Origin of the sequence: Halioglobus sp. Uisw_031 (assembly GCF_047729875.1) — a bacterium.
GTDB lineage: Bacteria > Pseudomonadota > Gammaproteobacteria > Pseudomonadales > Halieaceae > Marimicrobium.
The window spans coordinates 1,758,709-1,780,152 of record NZ_CP159826.1 but is presented as its reverse complement, the minus strand read 5'-3'; the positions used below and the strand labels follow the sequence as shown (position 1 = coordinate 1,780,152).

Sequence of the window (21,444 nt, the reverse complement as noted above, 5' to 3'; positions counted from 1 at the left end):
TCCGCGCCCGAGGTCGGTTCGATGTAATCACCCCGATCCGGACCCCTCTAGCTTGAAAATAGCTGGAATCACTTTATCAGGTAACCAACGATGAGCAACATCGATGTTCACAATATCAATGTCGACTCGCAGGACATACTGATTACGCCTGAGCTGTTGAAGTCAGCCCTGCCGATGTCAGACTCAATTCACGACACGCTTGCAGCCAGTCGCAAAGTGATCGAGGACATTTTGGATCGTCAGGACCCTCGTGTTTTTGTGGTGGTGGGGCCCTGCTCCATTCATGATCCTAGTGCCGCTCTGGAATATGCCCGTCGCCTGAAAATACTGGCCGACGAACTTTCAGATACGCTCTATATTGTCATGCGTGTCTACTTTGAGAAACCTCGTACCACTGTCGGCTGGAAGGGCTTAGTTAACGATCCCCACCTCAATGACTCCTTTAGGATTGAGGAGGGCTTGCACATTGCTCGTAAATTGCTCTTGGATATCTTGGAGATCGGCCTGCCGACCTCTACCGAGGCATTGGATCCGATTTCCCCACAATATTTACAGGATTTAATCAGTTGGACAGCCATCGGGGCCCGCACCACTGAATCGCAAACCCATCGTGAAATGGCCAGTGGCCTATCCAGTGCGGTCGGATTCAAGAACGGCACCGACGGTGGCCTGACCGTCGCCACCAATGCACTCCATTCAGCAGCCAAGGCCCATCGCTTTCTGGGCATTAATGGGCAGGGGCAGGTTTCAGTATTCACCACACGGGGTAATGCCTACGGCCATATCGTCCTGCGCGGCGGAACCGCTGGTCCTAACTATGACTCGATGAACATCAAACTTTGCGAAGATGCGTTGGCTAAAGCCGGAGTCTCTAAGAATATCATGGTCGACTGCAGTCACGCCAACTCCAGCAAGCAACCTGAACTACAGCCGTCGGTGGTAGAGAACGTGACCAATCAGATTCTGGAAGGTAACACATCGATTATCGGACTGATGATAGAGAGCAATCTACATGCCGGGAATCAGGATATTCCGGCAAACCTTGACGACTTAAAATACGGCGTGTCCGTCACCGATGGCTGTATCGATTGGGCAACTACGGAGGCTAGCCTGCGGGCCATGCGTGATACGCTAAAAGCCGCTCTGGTTGCGCGCTGCTAAAATCCTTGCGGCAGGCAGCCCTAAGGCTGGGCAGAAAGTTAGCTCAGTAATAGGCCTGTGAAGTGTCGCTGTGGTCGGTAGTATCTCGCACACCCGTCAGCTGTGGAATTTGCTCCAGTAGGGTTTTTTCCACGCCACCCTTGAGGGTCTGATCCACCGCACTGCAACCCTGGCACCCGCCACCGAACTGCAGTATTGCAACCATAGTGTCGGTAATTTCTACCAAGCTCACTTCCCCCCCGTGAGACGCTAGCGCCGGGTTGACCTCATTGTACAAGACGTAATTCACCCGATCTTCTAACGAACTATCGTCATTGACCCTCGGCAGCTTTGCGTTAGGGGCCTTGATGGTCAGTTGACCACCCATCCGATCCTTGGAGTAATCGACGAGTGCATCTTCGAGGAAGGGAATGCTACGCCCCTCATACCAGACCTTGAACTTCGCCAATTCTACAACCTCATCACTCTCATCCAGGTCGGCTTCCCGACAGTACGCAATACAGGTTTCGGCTCGTGCCGTCCCAGGTTGGTTGATAAACACCCTCACACCAAGCGCCCCATCCTGCTTTAACAACAATTCTGCCAGGTAATCTTGTGCCGATTCAGTAATGGTAATCATGGGATAATCGATTCCAAGTCATTTACACAGTAATTATAGCAAAGTTGTGCCAAAAGTGTGAGCCATACCTGATAGTGGTCGTAAAAAGAGGTGACAACCTGTTAATATAACGCCCTTTTTAGCGCGTTCAGGCAACCGCTTACAACCGCTTTAACAACATGGAAAAGGCAGTCTAATGGCGATTCAAAAAACCGCTCCGGGGTTACTGGAACAAATCCTAAAACAGCGGATTGTGATCATCGACGGTGCGATGGGCACGATGATTCAATCAGAAAACCTGGTTGAATCTGACTATCGTGGAGAACGCTTTACTGACCACGGGTCCGACGTTAAAGGCAACAACGAACTGCTCAGTCTCACGCGGCCCGATATTATCGCCAAAATACACCGGCAGTTTCTGGAAGCCGGAGCCGATATCATAGAAACCAATACCTTCGGCAGCACGGCCGTCGCACAAGGGGACTACGACCTTGGCCATCTCGCGTCAGAACAGAATCTCGAATCCGCCAAAATTGCCCGCAAAGTGGCGGACGAAATTACTGCAAAAACGCCCAACAAGCCTCGCTTTGTAGCCGGCGTGCTTGGACCAACTCCAAAAACAGCCTCTATTTCTCCCGATGTGAACGATCCGGGCGCTCGCAGTATCAGTTTTGATGCCTTGCGCGCTGATTACGCCAACTCAACCCGTGCACTGATTGCCGGCGGTGCTGATCTCATTTTGATCGAGACCATTTTTGACGCGCTTAATGCCAAGGCTGCGATCTTCGCTGTTAAGGAAGTCTTCGAAGAGTTGAGGCAGGAATTGCCGTTAATGATTTCAGTGACCTTCCCCGACATTAGCGGGCGGATATTATCAGGGCAAAATCCAGAGGCATTCTGGAATGCAGTGGCACACGCACAGCCTTTAATCATCGGCAGTAACTGTGGTCGACGTTACCAGGAAGTGCGCCCGTTCATAGAAGACTTATCCAATGTATCCGACTGCTATTTCAGTGCACATCTTAATGCTGGCCTGCCCAATGCGTTTGGAGAGTTCGACGAGACGCCGGAGATCATGGAAAAGGACTACCGAGAGTTCGCGGAACGTGGTTTTCTCAATCTAGCCGGGGGCTGCTGCGGCACCACCCCTGCCCATATCCGCGCTATCGCGCACGCGTGCGAGGGCATGAAACCGCGCGCACTACCCAAACTTAAGCCAGCCTGCCGCTTGAGCGGCTTGGAAGCCTTTAATATTCAAGCAGACAGCCTCTTTATTAATATCGGTGAGCGCTGCAATGTCACTGGCTCTGCAAAATTCAAACGCCTGATACTTGATGGCTACTATGACGACGCACTCGCGGTGGCGCGCGCACAAGTGGAAGATGGCGCACAAATTATTGATATCAACATGGACGAGGGCATGCTTGACTCTGAAGCAGCCATGGTGACCTTTCTTAATTTGGTCGCCTCTGAGCCAGACATTTCTCGAGTGCCTATTATGGTGGACTCATCCAAATGGAATGTCATTGAAGCTGGTCTAAAGTGCATACAGGGCAAGGCGGTGGTCAATTCAATCAGCCTTAAAGCCGGAGAAGAAGAATTTCTCACTCAAGCCAAACTGTGCCAGCAATATGGTGCCGCCGTGGTGGTAATGGCTTTCGATGAAAATGGTCAAGCAGACAACCTGCAGCGACGCAAGGACATCTGCAAACGCTGCTATGACCTGCTCGTTGGCGAGCTCAATTTCAATCCGAATGACATCATCTTTGATCCCAATATATTTGCGGTCGCTACGGGTATAGAAGAACACAACAACTACGCAGTCGAATTCATAGAAGCCACGCGCTACATTAAGGCGGAGTTACCCGGAGCGCTGGTGTCCGGTGGAGTCTCCAATGTCTCTTTCTCCTTCCGCGGTAATGACGCTGTTCGCGAGGCTATTCACTCGGTATTCCTGTATCACGCGATTAAGGCTGGCATGGACATGGGCATCGTCAATGCAGGTCAACTGGCAGTTTACGATGAGTTGCCCAAAGATTTACGTGAGGCAGTAGAAGACGTCATCCTCAACCGACGAGATGATGGCACAGAGCGCTTGCTGGACGTTGCTGACCGCTATCGCTCAACAGGCGGCGGTGAGGCCCGGGTCGAAGATCTGAGTTGGCGTGAGCAGAGCGTAGAAAAGCGATTAGCCCATGCACTGGTCAAGGGCATTACAACTTGGATCGTTGAGGATGCAGAGGAAGCCCGGCAAAAGTTTGATCGTCCTATTCAAGTGATTGAAGGCCCGCTGATGGATGGCATGAATATCGTCGGTGATTTATTCGGCGACGGCAAGATGTTCCTGCCTCAGGTAGTGAAAAGCGCTCGTGTAATGAAACAGGCGGTGGCGCATCTACAACCTTACATTGAACTGGAAAAAGACGGCGGTAATTCCACCAATGGTAAGATACTGATGGCGACCGTTAAAGGCGATGTGCATGATATTGGCAAAAATATCGTCGGCATTGTGTTGCAGTGCAATAATTTCGAAGTCATCGATCTCGGCGTTATGGTGCCGTGTGAAAAGATTCTTCAGGTCGCCAAGGATGAAAATGTCGACATCATAGGTCTCAGTGGATTAATTACACCTTCCCTAGACGAAATGGTACATGTTGCTAGTGAGATGCAACGTCTGGAAATCAATGTGCCGCTTATGATTGGCGGTGCGACAACTTCCAAGGCGCACACGGCGGTCAAAATTGATCCCCAGTATGACAGGGATGTGATTGTGTACGTCCCCGATGCTTCGCGCAGTGTCGCCGTTGCAACGCAGCTGCTTGGCTTGGCTAAGACTAAGTTTGTTAGCGATCTCCATGATGAATATATCGTAGTGCGCGAGCGTGTCGCTAACCGCAAGCCCCGCGAGCGCGAAATCGCTTATCCAGCAGCAGTGGCAAATGGGCTACAGCTTGATTGGCAGACCTACCAGCCCCCCCGCCCCACATTCATTGGCACCCGAGTGTATGACAATTTTCCACTGGAGCAACTCGTGGATACGATTGACTGGACACCGTTCTTTATAACGTGGGAACTGGCAGGAAAATTTCCCAAAATACTAGACGACAAAATTGTCGGCGAGCAAGCGCGCGAGCTGTATCAAGATGCACAGGTCATGTTGACGCGTATTGTTGACGAAAACCTGCTGATTGCCAAAGCGGTTGTGGGGTTTTGGCCTTGCGCCAGAACGGGGCCTGACGAGCTTTCTGTCTATGCAGACGAGTCGCGTAGTGACGTCATTGCGGCTCTCCACCACCTAAGGCAACAAACAGAAAAACAAGGCGGCAAGCCAAATGCCTCCCTTGCTGACTTCGTCGCACCCGTTGACGGGCAGGCCAAAGACTACATAGGCGGTTTTTGCGTTACGGCTGGCCACGGTGTTGACACATTAGCCGCTGAATTCGAGGCGCAACATGATGATTACAACAGTATTCTATTAAAGTCACTGGCCGATCGTTTGGCTGAGTCTTTTACTGAATACTTGCACCGTCTGGTGCGCCGCGAACTATGGGGTTACGATTCCGACGAGTCACTCAGCACGCAGGAATTAATCAGTGAAGGCTATAAGGGCATTCGCCCGGCACCTGGCTATCCAGCGTGTCCAGACCATACTGAAAAAGCCGCACTATTTAAGCTACTGGATGCCACGAACGCTTGTGATGTGAGCCTGTCGGAGAATTTCGCTATGACGCCTGCATCGTCGGTCAGCGGCTTCTACTTTTCTCACCCAGAGTCTCGTTACTTTGCGGTGGGGAAAATTGGCAAGGACCAAGTGGAAGACCTTGCCCTTCGTAAAAATGAATCCATCGACGTTACAGAGCGCTGGCTGCGTCCGAACCTAAACTATTAATAGGAGTATTGTATGGGTGATAACGATCACGACCCCTCCGATACCCAGCATGATAAGCAAAAACTGAATCCATTCCAGGTTATCGGAAGCGTACTTGCTGCGGCATTGGGGGTGCAGAGTAGTAAAAACAGGGAGCGTGACTTCAAACAGGGCCATATAGGTATATTTGTTGCAGCCGGCGTAGTATTTACCCTGCTATTTATTGGCTCCGTAGTGACTGTTGTTCAGATGGTGGTGACAGGCGCTGCTAGCTAAAGCGCCCAGATCGCTTCTTTAAACGCATTAGGAGGGCATGCCGGACAGCCACAGGTACATAGCGAAGACCGCAATGGCAATGACCGCGGTCACCGCAGTAGCGTCGACAACGCCATCTTCGTCGCGCTCTGAATTTAAGGGGTCAGACATTACTTACTCCAGAAAAATGTGTGTATTGGAGTGGCATTATAACAGCAATCGCAGTAATCCCAAGCACTTAGCGCACCGCGGTTCAATTCACACAAACTCGTAATTGTTGAATCTAACCTTATGAATATTATGACTATTTATTGGGCCCATTTTTCTGATAAAGTAGCTCACTTTAGACTGCCGATCGATGGTATTCCCGCATAGATTCAGGAACTGTAGATGTACGTTTACGACCAACATGACCAGAAGATTATTGATGAGCGCGTAGCCCAGTTTCGCGATCAAACCACCCGCTTTCTGGCTGGCGAGATTACTGATGGGGAGTTTTTACCTCTACGCCTACAAAACGGCCTGTACCTGCAGCGCTTGGCTCCGATGCTGCGGATCGCCGTACCCTACGGCCTGATGAACAGTAGCCAGTTGCGCAAATTAGCCGATATTTCCAGAACCTATGATAAAGGTTATGTCCACATCAGCACGCGACAAAATGTGCAGTTGAACTGGCCTCTGCTGGAGGAAGTTCCCGACATCCTTGCCGAGCTGTCGACGGTGCAGATGCATGCCATTCAAACCAGCGGCAACTGTATTCGCAATACCACCACTGACCAATTCGCAGGGGTCGCCTCTGATGAACTGGAGGATCCCCGCCCCTATTGTGAAATCATTCGACAGTGGTCGACTTTGCATCCCGAATTTGCCTTCCTGCCACGAAAATTTAAAATCGCGGTGTGCGGCTCCACTCAGGACCGTGCCGCCATCCACTATCACGATATTGGGATCGAGCTGGTAGCCGATGACGACGGCGAAATCGGTCTTAAAATTCTTGTCGGTGGCGGTCTGGGACGCACACCCGCAATTGGCTCTGTCATCTGTGAATGGCTGGACAAAAAGCATTTGCTGACCTACCTAGAGGCGGTCCTGCGAGTCTATAACCAACACGGGCGTCGAGATAACAAGTACAAAGCACGTATTAAGATTTTGGTTAGGGCCATGGGTATCGATGCCTTTCGAGAGGCGGTGGAGCAACAGTGGACTGCACTAAAGGATGGCCCATCCACCCTCACTGAGGAAGAAATAATAAGGGCTCGATCATTCTTCCGTGACCCTAGTTACCTGGCACTAGACAGCACTCTGGCCATGTTTGATCTCGAACAAGATTGCACGCGAGATCCGATCTTCGCTAATTGGATCACGCGAAATACTCAAGACCACCGTTTGCCGGGTTATCGGATAGTCACGCTATCACTAAAAGCAACAGGCTTCGCACCAGGAGACATCACGGCCGAACAACTCGAACTGCTCGCGGAGCTATCAGACCTGTACTCCTTCGGTGAGATTCGAAGTACACACCAACAAAATATGGTGTTGGGAGACGTTCAAGTTTCTGCCCTCTACGCACTCTGGCAAAGACTGCAAGTAGCAGGATTAGCCACCCCAAATATTGGATACCTCACTGATATTATTTGTTGTCCCGGCGGCGACTACTGCTCGCTGGCAAACGCCAAGTCACTCCCGATCGCAGAGGCCATCCAGACACGCTTTGATGATCTGGACTATGTCTATGACCTCGGGCCACTGGAGCTCAATATCAGTGGCTGTATGAATGCCTGTGGTCACCATCATGTTGGTCAGATTGGCATTTTGGGGGTAGACAAAAAGGGCCAAGAGTTTTATCAAATTTGTTTGGGTGGTAATCAGGCAAAAGATGCGTCTATCGGTAAGATTTTAGGGCCATCGTTCAAACAAAAAGATGTCCCAGAGGTCATCGACAGGATCCTTTCCACCTATGTGACATTGCGCGAAGAAGACGAGAGCTTTCTCGATACCTACCGTCGTGTAGGGATCCACCCGTTCAAGGAGCGAGCATATGCGCAGGCTTATTAAGCATGGCAACATCATCGACGACACATGGCAGCCTTTAGATCCAGACTGCTCGGTGCCAGAACATGGCCAGATTTGCAGCCTCGAACAATGGCAAGATCTCGCCGACAAAGATGGCAGTGCGGTACAATTGGAGCCCGGCCAGGAACCTACTCCTCTGTTCGACGCCCTCGAGAAAATTGACTTATTAGTGATTAATTTCCCTGTTTTTACCGATGGCCGAGGGTTCTCGTACGCACGTGACGCGCGCGAACATGGCTACCAGGGTGAACTGCGTGCCAGCGGACACTTTATCCGCGATCAGCTAACCTACCTGCAGCGTTGTGGCTTCGATGCTTTTCAGATGGCAGATGATTCAGATCTAAATGCGGCCCTGACAAGCCTGAGGGATTTTACTGAACACTACCAAGCCGCCATCGACCAGCCGCTTCCACTTTTTCGCCGCCGGTCATAAACATCTCCTACGTTTCTATCTGCCGCGGGTTTGTTTACACTGACAATTAGGCTAAGGCGGAAGCACGACAAATGGACTTCAGTAGCATTACCTTTTCATTTTTCCTGATATTCACTGGGGCAGCCGTATTCGCCTCCTTGGCCCTGTACACTCGTCAACCCCTGATTATTGCGTACATCGCGTTAGGTGCCTGCATTGGACCCTATGGCTTATCCTTGGTCACCGACCTCGACCTGCTCACAGATATCGGCCATGTAGGTATTATTTTTCTTCTGTTCCTGCTTGGCCTGGATATGCAGCCACAAGCCTTGTGGGTGACCCTGCGAAAGTCCGTAGTGGTTGCAGTGTTCAGCTCGTGTATTTTCCTATTGGGCGGGTGCGCGGTGGCGTACCTCTTCGGATACTCCATCATCGATAGCCTTGTTATTGGTGCGGCAATGATGTTCTCGTCAACCATCATAGGTATCAAGCTCCTACCCACGACCGTTCTACACCATCGCCACATCGGCGAACTGATGATTGGTCTCTTATTGTTGCAGGATCTTCTGGCCATTATTGTACTTATGGTTTTACTGAGTGCTAATTCAGGCGACAGCATGGGCACCACGCTGACGGTTTCTCTACTAAGCCTCCCTCTACTGGCTGGAGCTGCATTATTAATCGTGCGTTTTGTGTTGCTACCGCTGATCACCCGCTTCGATAGCTTTCACGAATATATTTTTCTTTTAGCGATAGGCTGGTGTCTTGGAATGGCAGAGGCTGCTAGCGCTCTGGGACTTTCGGCTGAAATCGGTGCCTTTATTGCAGGCGTCACAATTGCGACGAGTCCGATTTCCCAGTACATCGCAATCAACTTGAAGCCATTGCGTGACTTTTTCCTAATTCTATTCTTTTTCTCTGTAGGCGCTAGGTTCAATCTTGCCCTGCTGTACCAGGTACTCGTCCCCGCCATATTACTTTCCGCGTTGGTGCTATGCCTGAAACCGGTGGTGTACCGCTACTTGTTAAAAGGCGTGAGTGAAGAACGTAGCATGGGGTGGGATCTAGGCTTCCGGCTGGGGCAGGCGAGCGAGTTCTCCCTGCTTATCGCTTACGTGGCCATCGGTGGGGCCCTCATATCCGAGCAGGCCTCTCTGTTGATTCAGGCCACTACGATTATTACGCTTCTAGTGTCCTCTTATATCGTAGTACTGAACTACCCTACCCCTATTGCGATCTCAGATCATCTGCGGCGGGACTAATTAAAGACGAAAAAAAACCGGCCGCGAAGGCCGGTTTTGGCAAAGATGGTATGTTGCCTAAAGTTGTGCTTCCAACTCAGGCAATGCATCAAACAGATCTGCTACTAGGCCGTAATCCGCTACCTGAAAAATAGGCGCGTCCTCGTCCTTGTTAATCGCCACAATCACTTTGGAGTCCTTCATGCCCGCCAAATGCTGAATCGCGCCTGAAATGCCAACCGCTATATATAAGTCAGGGGCTACGATTTTACCGGTCTGGCCAACCTGCATATCATTGGGAACAAACCCTGCGTCAACCGCCGCTCGCGAGGCACCAATCGCGGCACCAAGCTTGTCGGCAATGCCATCAAGTAGCTTGAAGTTTTCACCGTTTTGCATGCCTCTACCACCGGAAATAACGATCGAGGCAGCTGTCAGTTCAGGACGTTCGGATACCACAACCTCCTCTCCTACGAAGGAAGATGTACCTGCGTCATGCACCGCATCCAGCGCTTCAATAACAGCGGACCCACCCTCGGCAGCCACACCGTCGAACGCGGTGGTGCGCACTGTAATCACCTTCTTGGCATCAGAACTCTGCACTGTGGCTATAACGTTACCGGCATAGATAGGCCGCTGAAAGGTGTCAGCGGATTCTACCGACGTAATATCAGAGATCTGTGCAACATCCAGCAGAGCCGCTACCCGCGGTAAAAAATTCTTACAGTTTGGCGTGGCGGGAGCCAATATATTGTCGTAGCCGGCCGCAACCTCGGCGATCAACAGGCTAACGTTCTCAGCGAGCTGATGCTCATAGACTGCATTGTCGGCGACCAGCACCTTACCAATCCCTGGAACAGCCGCAGCCGCTGTGGCGACCGCACCACAGTTGGCACCCGCTACCAGTATATCAATCTCACCGCCCATAACCTGAGCCGCAGCCACAGCGTTGAGGGTGGACACCTTCAGGCTATTGTTGTCGTGTTCCGCAATTACCAGAGTACTCATGATATTATCTTCGCCTCGTTCTTCAGTTTATCGACCAACTCTTCCACATCCTTCACCTTGATGCCAGCCTTACGCTCTGCTGGTGCCTCCACTTTTATCTGAGTGATATGGGACGTCACCGCAACACCCAAATCATCAGGCGTATAGACATCCAGTGGCTTCTTCTTAGCCTTCATAATGTTAGGTAACGAGGCATAACGCGGCTCGTTAAGACGAAGGTCGGTCGTGACTATAGCGGGCAGATTAAGACTGACTGTCTGTAAACCACCGTCAATTTCACGGATGACATTAACCTTATCGCCCTCAACGACGACTTTGGAAGCAAAAGTGCCCTGGCCCATATTCGCCAACGCGCCCAGCATTTGCCCCGTCTGATTATTATCGCCATCAATGGACTGCTTGCCCAGGATGACTAACTGCGGCTGCTCTTTATCAACAACCGCTTTTAACAATTTGGCGACAACTAGCGGCTCCACTTTGCCCTCAGTTTCGACCTGTATGCCTCGATCAGCACCAAGCGCCAATGCGGTACGTATCTGCTCTTGGCAGCTTTTGCTGCCAACAGAAACGGCGATAACTTCGGTAGCAATGCCGGCCTCCTTCAGGCGCACTGCCTCTTCGACAGCAATTTCGCAAAATGGGTTGATAGACATCTTGACGTTATTGAGATCAACATCAGTACCATCGGCTTTGGCGCGGACTTTGACGTTGTAATCAACAACTCGCTTAACGGCAACAAGAACCTTCATGGATTCTCCATAGATTTTTCAGGTGGTTTGAAGTGGCATTAGCGTTACGTAGCACTAAGCCCTAGCTAGCTTGGCGGGGTATGTTGCCCATAAATATGCGCGGGGTCAAGACCCATAAAAGCTGTCAAAGGGCCCAGCATCAATCTTGCGCTGTATTTCCTCTATTCACCACGTTTATAGTTTCTAATCGTTAAAAATTATATACTTACGAACCTTCCAGAGATCGGGCCAAGACACCGGCCCCAGAATGACAACAAGAGGACAGCGCAGTGGAACGTGAATCAATGGAGTTCGATGTTGTAATCGTAGGCGCTGGCCCCTCAGGCTTATCCGCAGCCTGTCGGATTATGCAGCTGGCAAAGGAAAAAGACCAAGAAATAACCGTCTGCGTCGTCGAAAAAGGCTCAGAGGTCGGAGCCCATATACTGTCCGGTGCAGTGCTCGAACCCCGTGCACTCAATGAACTCTTCCCCAATTGGGAAGAGTTGGCTGCGCCGATCAAAACCAAGGTAAAAGGTGACAAGTTTTTCTTCTACCTGAGCCAAAAGAGTGCCATCAAGCTGCCAAATTTTATGATCCCCAAGCCAACTCACAATGAAGGCAATTACATTGTCTCCATGGGCAACGTCTGCCGCTGGCTGGCAGAGCAGGCTGAAGGACTGGGGGTAGAGGTCTATCCCGGGTTCGCTGCGGCCGAGATCCTCTATCATGAGGACGGACGGGTCAAGGGTATCGCTACAGGTGACATGGGTATCAGTGCTGCCGGCGAGCATAAAGACAGCTACATGCCGGGCATGGAGCTGCATGCAAAATATACCTTATTTGCCGAAGGTTGCCGCGGACATCTCGGGAAGCAACTGATTGAGATGTTTTCGCTAGATGATGGCAAGGACCCTCAACACTATGGCATCGGCATTAAGGAAATATGGGAAATTCCCCCTGAGAACCATGAAGAAGGACTCGTTATTCATGGCCTTGGCTGGCCGCTGAGTGAAAGTAATTCCAGCGGGGGGGCGTTCATGTACCACGCCGAGAACAACCAAGTATACATAGGCCTGATCGCTGACCTGAACTACAGCAATCCACATATGAGCCCTTTCGAAGAGTTCCAGCGCTGGAAACATCACTCTGAGACCGTCAAATATCTCGAGGGGGGTACCCGTCTAATCTATGGTGCCCGCGCGATTACAAAAGGTGGGTTCAACTCCTTACCTAAAATGCACTTCCCGGGGGGGCTGCTCATAGGATGTGATGCGGGAACATTGAACAGCGTTAAAATCAAGGGCAACCACACCGCAATGAAGAGCGGCATGCTCGCTGCAGAGGCGGTGTTTGAGGCGCTTAGTCAGGGAGATTCCGCTCCCGCAGACCTGCAGTCCTATGCGCAGAAAACAGCTGCTTCCTGGCTGCATGAAGAACTTTATACTACCCGTAATTTTTCTGGTTTCATGCACAAATTCGGCCTTTTAGCCGGGGCAGGCATGGTGTGGATTGACCAAAATATCTTTGGCGGCAAACTGCCCTTCACCCTTAATGATGCTAGGCCAGATTATGCAGCGATGAAACCTGCCGCAGAATGTAAAAAAATTGTATATCCAAAGCCTGATAACACCATCAGCTTCGATCGTCTGTCCTCGGTTTTCTTGTCTAACACTAACCATGAAGAGGATCAGCCTTGCCATCTCACGCTCATTGACCCCAATGTCCCTATCGCAAAGAATTTGCCTCTCTACGATGAGCCGGCACAGCGCTATTGCCCAGCCGGTGTCTATGAGATCGTCGAAGACGCCGCAGGTCAGCGCTTCCAAATCAACGCCCAGAACTGCGTGCACTGCAAGACCTGTGATATCAAGGATCCATCACAAAACATTGTCTGGGTAACACCAGAGGGCTTTGGAGGACCTAATTACCCCAATATGTAGCCGCCTTACATGACGACATGGATATTGACCTTTAGCCGGCTCCAAGCTTGAAGGTATAGGTCCCAGACGCGATAACCTCAGTTCCATCGATTGTGGTCGCCAGCGCCACCAACCTATACCAGGCAGAGCGTGCGCACAGCGCGGTGAGTCCATGAGCGAGCGTCATTGCCGCTATATCTCCAACGGTGGAGTCAAGAAACAGTGGGAACTCCTCACCCACCATAATCTCCCTGCCAGTATTTAACGTCGCCTTCAGGTATTGCACACCCTCCACCATCTGAACATCGAAATCGATAATAAACAGAGGGTGCAGGGCAACCTCGATACGCCACTTCTCAGTAGGGGTTACCAGGTAGTATTGGCTGTCTTCTTCACGTCTGAGAATGCTCGCGAACAGGTTGACAAGCGACTGACGCTCGATTTTAGAGCCGTCGTGATACCAGTCGCCCTGCGCATCAATACGAATCGAAATATCACCACTTAAGGACGGGTGCCACAGATGCAGTGGCGGGGACTCATAATCTCGACCGGATTTGACTTGGGTTTCCAGAGATTCAAGTGGCGCTTTCATGTTTTGACCTGTGGCCTCTAATGACCGGAGAGGCTAGGGCCGTCTCCGATCAGGCGGACGTTGATAACGCCATCCAATGCGCGCATTTTTTCTAACACAGCGGTCTCAGGTCGCGTGCCAATATCAATCAGATTATACGCGAGCTCATCGCGACTCCTATTTAACATGTCGATAACATTAATGTTTTCGTCGGCCAAAATAGAGAGGACATTGCCGAGAACCTTGGGAATATTCTCATTGGTCAGCGATAAACGACAACCGCTTACACGCTCCAGCTGCAAAGCCGGGAAATTGACCGAGTTACGAATGTTGCCGTTTTCAAGGAAGTCGCGCAACTGCTCAGCGGCCATGATGGCACAGTTTTCTTCGGCCTCATCCGTACTCGCCCCAATATGCGGCATTAGAATCACATCATCACGGGGAATCAGAGCTGGCGTCGGAAAATCAGCGATGTATTTACGCAATTGGCCGTTGTCCAGTGATTGTAATAGTGCCGTGTGATCTACAATCTCTTGCCGTGCAAAGTTAAGCAGACAAGCTCCAGGTTGCATGACACCTAACAATTCTGCATTGACCAACCCCCGAGTTGAATCCAGGACGGGCAAATGTAGACTAATGTAGTCACATCGTGCGAACAAAGCCGACAAGGTGTCGGCCTTTAGAACCTGGCTGGACAATCGCCATGCAGCCTCCACAGACAGGGCTGGATCAAAACCGATAACCTTCATACCCAAGGTTAATCCCATCTCCGCAACCAAGGATCCGATAGCGCCAAGCCCTACGACTCCTAGCGTCTTACCGACCAACTCACTTCCTTTGAATTTCTTTTTATGATCCTCAAGCATTCTATTCAGTTCGCCTTCGTCCTGAATATCATGCAGTGTGCGAACATAATCAATGCCGTCGATAACACCACGTGAACCGAGCAATAGGCCTGTAGCCACCAACTCTTTAACGGCGTTAGCATTAGCTCCAGGGGAGTTAAATACGGGGATACCTCGACCGGTACAGGCTGCCACCGGAATATTATTCACACCAGCACCAGCGCGCGCTATAGCCAAAACGGATGCTGCAATATCCGGCTCTTGAAGCTTGTAGCTGCGCAATAGTATCGCATCTGGATGTGCGAACTCGGTTGCGACCTCATAACAGTCGCGAGGAAGCCGCTCCAGGCCCTTGAGCGACATCTGGTTTAGCGTCAGTATCTTTTTTGGCATGTCTTCCTCGGAGAAAAGATTTACAGAATCGATATTTTGGCGCGTTCGCGCAATCCACGCTGGTACTCGCTATTGATTAAACGTCCTGCTTCAGCAGCTAGTAGCTGCTGAAACTGTTCTTGCTCTTGGCTCGGCAAGGACTTGAACTCACCAGCGGTTACGCTCAACAATTCAATCACGACCGCATCGCCGTTCGGCATCAATACAAAATCGATCGATGTAGCGCCGCCAGTCGGTCGCGGTAATTGGAAAGTCCGTCCTAGGACTTCAGAGGACAGCACGGTATCGCGTCGCTGGACTCCCAGTTCAACGTTCAAGTTATATTCGTTAGCGTCCGTGAACTGTTCTGCGGCAAGGCCGCCTTGCAACTCCTGCAGCGCACGATTAGCTTCAGACAACACTGCTAATCGAGCATTTTCTTCGACCAGCGAAGCCACAACCTGCCCTCGCACAGCTGACAACGCTTTTGTCTCTGGCACGTTATGCTTGCGGACACTTAGCACAACAAAATTGTCTCCGGCCAGCTCAATCACTTCGCTGTTATTCCCCGCTGACAATACGTCGTCAGAAAAGGCCGCACTTAACAGAGAGGGGTTGGAGAACAACCCTTCAGCTTCTGCGCGCGTAACCGCATCGGCTTGCTTAACCACAAGATCGAGCTCTTTTGCAGGATTCCGTAGATTTTCTGCATTGAATGACAAGTCCCTGAGGGTCTCCACGGTAAGCAGTAACGTGACCCGCGCGTCGTCTTCTTGAATGGTATTTTCGAGCGCTAGGCGCATATCATCAAGGCTAGGCGCTTCGCCTTGCTTGCGTTCTGTCACCAAAATCAAATGAGTCCCTGCGGACGTTTCTAGAGGCGTCGAGACAGCCCCCGGCTCCAGCTGGGCGATCACAGCCTCCATCTCTCCGGGGAAGGCATCACCACTGGTATATCCCAAGTCTCCTCCCTTATCTGCGGAACCAATGTCGTCGGACAGCTCCTTAGCGACATCAGAAAATGCTATCCCGGCAGAGAGCTTCTCCTGCGCAACTGCGACACGTTGCTGCACGTCACTATCACCGTCAGCCTCGAAGAGAATATGGGACACACGATTTTGTGTTTGGTACTGAAGCTCCTGCTTAGCCTGTTCATAGGCCCCCAGGATATCAGCCTCGTTCACAGGTTGACGATAATCGTCGAGCGTCAGCTCCAGGTAATCAATATCTAGCGACTCTTGAGTCCGGAACTCCTCTTGATGATCCGCATAATAGGAATCAATCTCACTGTCTGTAGGCGGCGAAAGCGAAGAAAATTTCTCTAGCGGTATGGTGAAAAAATGCAGATCACGCTGTTCCAAGATTAGATGGGAGTTCAGCGCTAGCTCTGAAGACGTCACAAATTCGCTACCTGCAATTCCACTACGCAGTTGCGAGAGAAGCATATCCTCACTCAGACTCTGTTTAAAATAACTGGGGGTATAGCCCGCACTGGAAAGCACACTCTTATACACAGCGGGCGAGAATTTCCCATCAATCTGAAACTGTTCCATACCCGCAACGACAGCACCGATGTCGTTTTCTGATATGACAAGTTTCAAAGCCAGCGCTGATTGCATCAACAATATACGACTAACCAGTGACTCAAGGGCCTGGGGTGCAAGACGCTCATCATCAAGCATTGCAGGATCGAACTGATCACCCATCATAGAAATCAAACGGCGCTTTTGTGTGTCCAAAGCTTGCTGTAATTGCTGAGGGTATATCAGTTCGCCGTTAACATCGGCAATTTCATTATCTCCGCCACTCACTAAAATGGACTGAATACCAAAAAATGCAAACGAGATCACGATCATGCCTATGATAATCTTGGCGGCCGTGCCCTGTGTATGCTGACGTATGTCCTGAAGCATGAATAATACTCGCAAAAAATAAACAAAAAAAGCGCACGTGAGCGTGCGCCTTTCGTTAAAGCCATATGCCGCCAACTCGGCGACACTAGATGCTATCGTAAGCCACTAGACGACCTACGACCGCACTCCCTGTCTATTTGTCGTTTACGGCATCCTTCAACGCCTTGCCGGCCTTGAAACTGGCAACATTAGACGCCGCAATTTGAATGGTAGCGCCTGTTTGAGGGTTACGGCCACTGCGAGCATTACGATGCTTGACAATAAAAGTGCCAAAACCCACGAGAGCAACCTGCTCCCCATTTTTCAGCTCATTAGTAATACTATCCAGCACTGCGTCCAGTGCACGACCAGCGGAAGCTTTTGGTAGGTCAGCTGCCGTTGCGATTGCGTCAATCAGTTCAGTTTTATTCACGATTATCCCCTTGAAGGTTAAAGCCTAGACGTTGTATGTTACCTTTAAGTAACACGGAGTGCAGCCTTTAATAAAGCTGTTCTTGTCATTTCTCAATTAGAGCTGTAAGCAGCTCGGCTCCCTAATAGGGCCAAAAAATATCGCGCACCCCACTTTAGACTCTATACCAGAGCAGGAATGCTGGTCAATAATCTTCGAACCCGTTAGTGCGTATTAATGCGATTATTGTCGTCATTATCGTTATTGGGGGATGCGCTGACTGAATCTGCCAAAAACTCTTCGTCACTTAGCGGGTCAGGCATCGTCTCCAATGCTAATGTTAGCACCTCATCGATCCACTTCACGGGTCGAATATCGAGGTCCTCTTTAATATTATCCGGCACTTCCTTCAAGTCTCGTTCATTTTCCTTGGGGATAATGACCGTTTTAATGCCCCCGCGCCGAGCGGCTAAAAGCTTCTCCTTAAGGCCACCAATGGGCAACACTTCTCCCCGCAGGGTAATTTCACCCGTCATTGCCACATCCGATCTGACAGGGATACTGGTCAATACTGAGACCAGTGCAGTGCACATGGCTACGCCTGCACTAGGGCCATCTTTAGGTGTAGCCCCTTCAGGGACGTGGATATGCACATCGTGACTCTCGTGGTAATTTGCCGGAATTCCCAGCATTTGAGAGCGACTGCGGACCACTGTAGTGGCCGCCTGAATAGACTCCTGCATCACATCGCCCAAAGAACCGGTCTGTATGTGACGCCCTTTCCCCTTAATGGCGACCGCTTCGATGGTCAACAATTCCCCACCTACTGAAGTCCAAGCCAAGCCAGTTACCTGGCCAATCTTGCTGGTTTCTTCCGCTATCCCGTAGTTGCATTTACGCACACCGAGCAAATCAGGCAACATTTCTGCCGTCACAGTGATGCCTGAAACTGCCTCGCCCAATGCAAATGCCTTGACCATTTTACGGCAAACCTTAGCAATCTCTCTCTCCAGAGAACGGACTCCCGCTTCCCTGGTGTAATAGCGAATGATGTCGACAATGAGATCTTCGGCGATCACCAACTCATCTTTTTTCAGGCCGTTAAGTTTGATCTGCTTTGGAATGAGATATCGCATAGCGATATTAAACTTCTCGTCCTCGGTATAGCCCGGAATTCGTATGACCTCCATCCGGTCGAGGAGTGGCGCAGGAATATTCATAGTATTCGACGTGCAGACGAACATAACATCAGACAAATCGTAGTCCACTTCCAGATAGTGATCATTAAATGCGTGATTTTGTTCTGGATCGAGCACTTCTAACATCGCCGAGGCAGGATCACCGCGATTATCCATCCCCATTTTGTCTATTTCATCGAGTAAAAACAGTGGGTTTTTGACCCCCGCTTTTGACATCTTCTGTAACAACTTACCCGGCATCGACCCTATGTAGGTACGTCGGTGGCCACGTATCTCGGCCTCATCGCGAACACCACCAAGTGCCATACGCACAAATTTTCTGTTCGTCGCACGCGCGATAGATTCGCCCAAAGAAGTCTTACCCACTCCTGGCGGCCCTACCAGACATAACACAGGACCTTTAACCTTGCGCACTCGTTTTTGAACTGCCAAGTATTCTAAGATGCGATCCTTGACCTCTTCAAGACCATAGTGATCTTCATCCAGTATTGCCGATGCCCGCTTTAGATCATGCTTCACCTTGCTGCGCTTAGACCAAGGGACGCTCACCATCCAGTCAATATAGCTGCGCACTACAGATGCCTCTGCGGACATTGGTGACATCATTTTTAGTTTGCCCAGTTCTGCCTGCGCTTTCTCCTTTGCTTCAGACGGCATTTTAGCTTGATCAATTCGGGTTTCAAGTGCATCTAACTCATTAGGCGCCTCATCCATATCCCCCAGCTCTTTTTGAATGGCCTTCATCTGCTCATTCAGGTAGTACTCGCGCTGACTTTTTTCCATCTGCTTTTTGACGCGTCCTCGAACACGCTTTTCCACCTGAAACAGATCAATTTCAGCGTCCATTAATCCGAGCAGATGCTCCAGCCTAGCGGGGATGCCGGAAATCTCGAGGATATGCTGTTTCTCCTCGAGTGTAACGCCCATATGTGCAGCTATCGTGTCAGCCAGGCGCCCCGGCTCGTCAATGCCCGTCAGTGAGGTCAGCACCTCGGCAGGGACTTTTTTGCTAAAATTGACGTATTTTTCGAACTCGGTCGTCGTGGACTGTAATAAAGATTCGACCTCGCTTTCGGGAATATCCTCACTGATAATTTCCCTTATGCCAGCAACCGCAAACGGCCCTTCGTCATCAACATTATCCACCACCGCCCGATAGCTTCCCTCCACTAGGACCTTGATAGTGCCATCTGGAAGTTTAAGTAATTGGAGGATATTCGACACTGTTCCAACCTGATAAAGGCTATCGGCAGATGGATTATCTTCTGCTGCATCGCGCTGGGCCACTAGCATGACCTGCTTGTCGTTGGCCATGGCGTCTTCAAGAGCCTTAATTGACCTTTCGCGCCCCACGAACAGCGGCAGCACCATGTGGGGAAATACAACCACATCTCGCAAGGGTAGAAGAGGTAATCCGATAACAGAAGAAGAACCCATATAAACCTCCAGGTTTAGCAAAAATGTATGCTGTGAAAGTTATAGTTGGGGGTGCCTACTCGAAAAATCAAGTCTACACAGGCCTATATTTGCCCGTCCGAATAACTTCGCGGCACCCGCGCGCACTTTCGGACAAATACTTAATCGTCAGTAGATACTGCCCGAGCTGCAAGTTCGTTGTTTTGATACACCAACAATGGTTCAGAGTCACCGCGGATCACTGATTCATCAATAACGACTTTGATAACGTCATCAAGAGACGGAATGTTGTACATGGAATCTAACAGGATGCCCTCTAAAATAGAGCGTAACCCGCGCGCACCGGTTTTACGCTCCATGCCTTTTTCAGCAATAGCGCGCAGACCGTCTTCGCGGAAATCCACCTCGACACCCTCCATTTCAAAAATCTTACTGTACTGTTTGGTAAGAGAGTTCTTGGGCTCGGTCAGTATCTGCACCAATGCCTCTACATCCAATTCTTCCAAGGTGGCAATAACGGGCAGTCGGCCAACAAACTCAGGAATCAGGCCATACTGAACTAAATCGTCAGGTTCCAATTGCGACAGCAATTCACCCACATTGCGTTTTTCGTCTTTGCTCTTTACCTCAGCCCCAAATCCAATACCACCCTTCTCCGAGCGATTACGGATAACCTTTTCCAAGCCAGAAAAAGCACCGCCACATATGAACAAGATGTTGGATGTATCGACCTGCAGAAACTCCTGCTGCGGATGCTTGCGACCGCCTTGAGGTGGCACCGAGGCAATAGTGCCCTCAATTAATTTAAGCAATGCCTGCTGCACGCCCTCACCTGAAACATCGCGGGTTATAGAGGGGTTATCAGACTTACGTGAGATCTTGTCGATTTCATCAATGTAGACAATGCCGACCTGGGCCTTCTCCACATCGTATTCGCATTTCTGCAGTAGCTTCTGGATGATATTCTCAACATCCTCTCCAACGTACCCGGCTTCGGTAAGGGTAGTTGCATCCGCGATCGTAAAAGGAACATCGAGAAGACGCGCTAAAGTTTCTGCCAGCAGGGTTTTACCACTCCCCGTGGGCCCGACCAGCAGTATATTGCTTTTCCCAAGCTCAACTTCACCGCGACTTGCGGTGTGGCGCAGGCGTTTGTAATGATTGTAGACCGCAACCGCGAGAACCTTCTTAGCTCTGTTTTGACCAATCACATACTCATCGAGTATCGCTTTGATCTCATGGGGGACGGGTAAGTGATCTTTCTTCTCATCTGAGCTGTTTTCCTGCACCTCTTCGCGAATAATATCGTTACACAGGTCAACACATTCATCGCAAATGAATACCGATGGCCCAGCGATTAATTTCCGAACCTCATGCTGGCTTTTGCCACAGAACGAGCAATACAGCAGTTTGCTCCCATCATCACCTGATTTTGTGGTATTTTCACTCATCTAGCCGTCCGCTTCCCTTA

The 21,444-nt window shown here is 50.5% G+C and carries 17 protein-coding genes; 7 read left to right on the top strand and 10 right to left on the bottom strand.

Features of this window, described 5'->3' with window-relative positions; translation table 11 throughout:
- Positions 1-90: 90 nt before the first annotated feature.
- A complete protein-coding gene (locus ABXT62_RS08125; protein ID WP_415358096.1) occupies positions 91-1,161 on the top strand; it encodes a 3-deoxy-7-phosphoheptulonate synthase in 1,071 nt (356 codons plus the stop codon).
- A 43-nt stretch (positions 1,162-1,204) separates the two neighbouring features.
- Here the strand turns inward: ABXT62_RS08125 and nfuA are convergent, their stop codons facing one another.
- Complete coding sequence (gene nfuA / locus ABXT62_RS08120; RefSeq protein ID WP_415358095.1) at positions 1,205-1,780, bottom strand: Fe-S biogenesis protein NfuA; 576 nt, start codon at positions 1,778-1,780, stop codon at positions 1,205-1,207.
- A gap of 175 nt (positions 1,781-1,955) precedes the next feature.
- Between nfuA and metH the strand changes: the two genes are divergently transcribed.
- Positions 1,956-5,648: a methionine synthase gene (metH, locus tag ABXT62_RS08115; protein ID WP_415358094.1), complete on the top strand. Its 3,693-nt coding sequence runs from the start codon at positions 1,956-1,958 to the stop codon at positions 5,646-5,648.
- 12 nt (positions 5,649-5,660) lie between these two features.
- On the top strand, positions 5,661-5,903 hold the full coding sequence (locus ABXT62_RS08110; protein WP_415358093.1) for a DUF2970 domain-containing protein: 243 nt from the start codon (positions 5,661-5,663) through the stop codon (positions 5,901-5,903).
- Positions 5,904-5,930: 27 nt separating this feature from the next.
- Here the strand turns inward: ABXT62_RS08110 and ABXT62_RS08105 are convergent, their stop codons facing one another.
- The gene (locus tag ABXT62_RS08105) at positions 5,931-6,053 is read right to left on the bottom strand and encodes a hypothetical protein (RefSeq protein WP_415358092.1); all 123 of its coding nucleotides are present in this window, start codon (positions 6,051-6,053) and stop codon (positions 5,931-5,933) included.
- Between the two features lie 219 nt (positions 6,054-6,272).
- Here ABXT62_RS08105 and ABXT62_RS08100 point away from each other — a divergent pair, with 219 nt between their 5' ends.
- From ABXT62_RS08100 to ABXT62_RS08090, 3 genes are all read left to right on the top strand, one after another.
- Positions 6,273-7,937, top strand: a complete 1,665-nt coding sequence (locus tag ABXT62_RS08100; RefSeq protein ID WP_415358091.1) for a nitrite/sulfite reductase — start codon at positions 6,273-6,275, stop codon at positions 7,935-7,937.
- Entirely contained in the window at positions 7,921-8,388 is a 468-nt protein-coding gene (locus ABXT62_RS08095) for a DUF934 domain-containing protein (RefSeq protein ID WP_415358090.1), read from the top strand. The genes ABXT62_RS08100 and ABXT62_RS08095 overlap by 17 nt, the downstream gene beginning before the upstream one ends.
- Positions 8,389-8,459: 71 nt before the next feature.
- Positions 8,460-9,629, top strand: a complete 1,170-nt coding sequence (locus ABXT62_RS08090) for a cation:proton antiporter (protein WP_415358089.1) — start codon at positions 8,460-8,462, stop codon at positions 9,627-9,629.
- A gap of 57 nt (positions 9,630-9,686) precedes the next feature.
- On the opposite strand, the gene ABXT62_RS08085 is transcribed toward ABXT62_RS08090, so the two are convergent.
- Complete coding sequence (locus ABXT62_RS08085; RefSeq protein WP_415358088.1) at positions 9,687-10,616, bottom strand: electron transfer flavoprotein subunit alpha/FixB family protein; 930 nt, start codon at positions 10,614-10,616, stop codon at positions 9,687-9,689.
- Positions 10,613-11,365, bottom strand: coding sequence for an electron transfer flavoprotein subunit beta/FixA family protein (locus ABXT62_RS08080; protein WP_415358087.1), 753 nt, complete (start codon positions 11,363-11,365; stop codon positions 10,613-10,615). The genes ABXT62_RS08085 and ABXT62_RS08080 overlap by 4 nt, the downstream gene beginning before the upstream one ends.
- Positions 11,366-11,634: 269 nt before the next feature.
- On the opposite strand from ABXT62_RS08080, the gene ABXT62_RS08075 reads away from it, so the two are divergent.
- Entirely contained in the window at positions 11,635-13,287 is a 1,653-nt protein-coding gene (locus ABXT62_RS08075) for an electron transfer flavoprotein-ubiquinone oxidoreductase (protein ID WP_415358086.1), read from the top strand.
- A 31-nt stretch (positions 13,288-13,318) separates the two neighbouring features.
- Here the strand turns inward: ABXT62_RS08075 and ABXT62_RS08070 are convergent, their stop codons facing one another.
- The 6 genes from ABXT62_RS08070 to clpX form a co-directional block, all read right to left on the bottom strand.
- Entirely contained in the window at positions 13,319-13,858 is a 540-nt protein-coding gene (locus ABXT62_RS08070; protein ID WP_415358085.1) for a DUF1285 domain-containing protein, read from the bottom strand.
- Positions 13,859-13,875: 17 nt separating this feature from the next.
- On the bottom strand, positions 13,876-15,075 hold the full coding sequence (locus tag ABXT62_RS08065; protein WP_415358084.1) for a phosphoglycerate dehydrogenase: 1,200 nt from the start codon (positions 15,073-15,075) through the stop codon (positions 13,876-13,878).
- Between the two features lie 20 nt (positions 15,076-15,095).
- Positions 15,096-16,967 (bottom strand): SurA N-terminal domain-containing protein, encoded by a 1,872-nt coding sequence (locus tag ABXT62_RS08060; protein ID WP_415358083.1) that lies wholly within the window; start codon positions 16,965-16,967, stop codon positions 15,096-15,098.
- A 133-nt stretch (positions 16,968-17,100) separates the two neighbouring features.
- On the bottom strand, positions 17,101-17,379 hold the full coding sequence (locus ABXT62_RS08055; RefSeq protein WP_415358082.1) for an HU family DNA-binding protein: 279 nt from the start codon (positions 17,377-17,379) through the stop codon (positions 17,101-17,103).
- A 203-nt stretch (positions 17,380-17,582) separates the two neighbouring features.
- On the bottom strand, positions 17,583-19,994 hold the full coding sequence (lon, locus tag ABXT62_RS08050; protein WP_415358081.1) for an endopeptidase La: 2,412 nt from the start codon (positions 19,992-19,994) through the stop codon (positions 17,583-17,585).
- A gap of 140 nt (positions 19,995-20,134) precedes the next feature.
- Entirely contained in the window at positions 20,135-21,424 is a 1,290-nt protein-coding gene (gene clpX / locus ABXT62_RS08045; RefSeq protein ID WP_415358080.1) for an ATP-dependent Clp protease ATP-binding subunit ClpX, read from the bottom strand.
- Positions 21,425-21,444 lie beyond the last annotated feature (20 nt).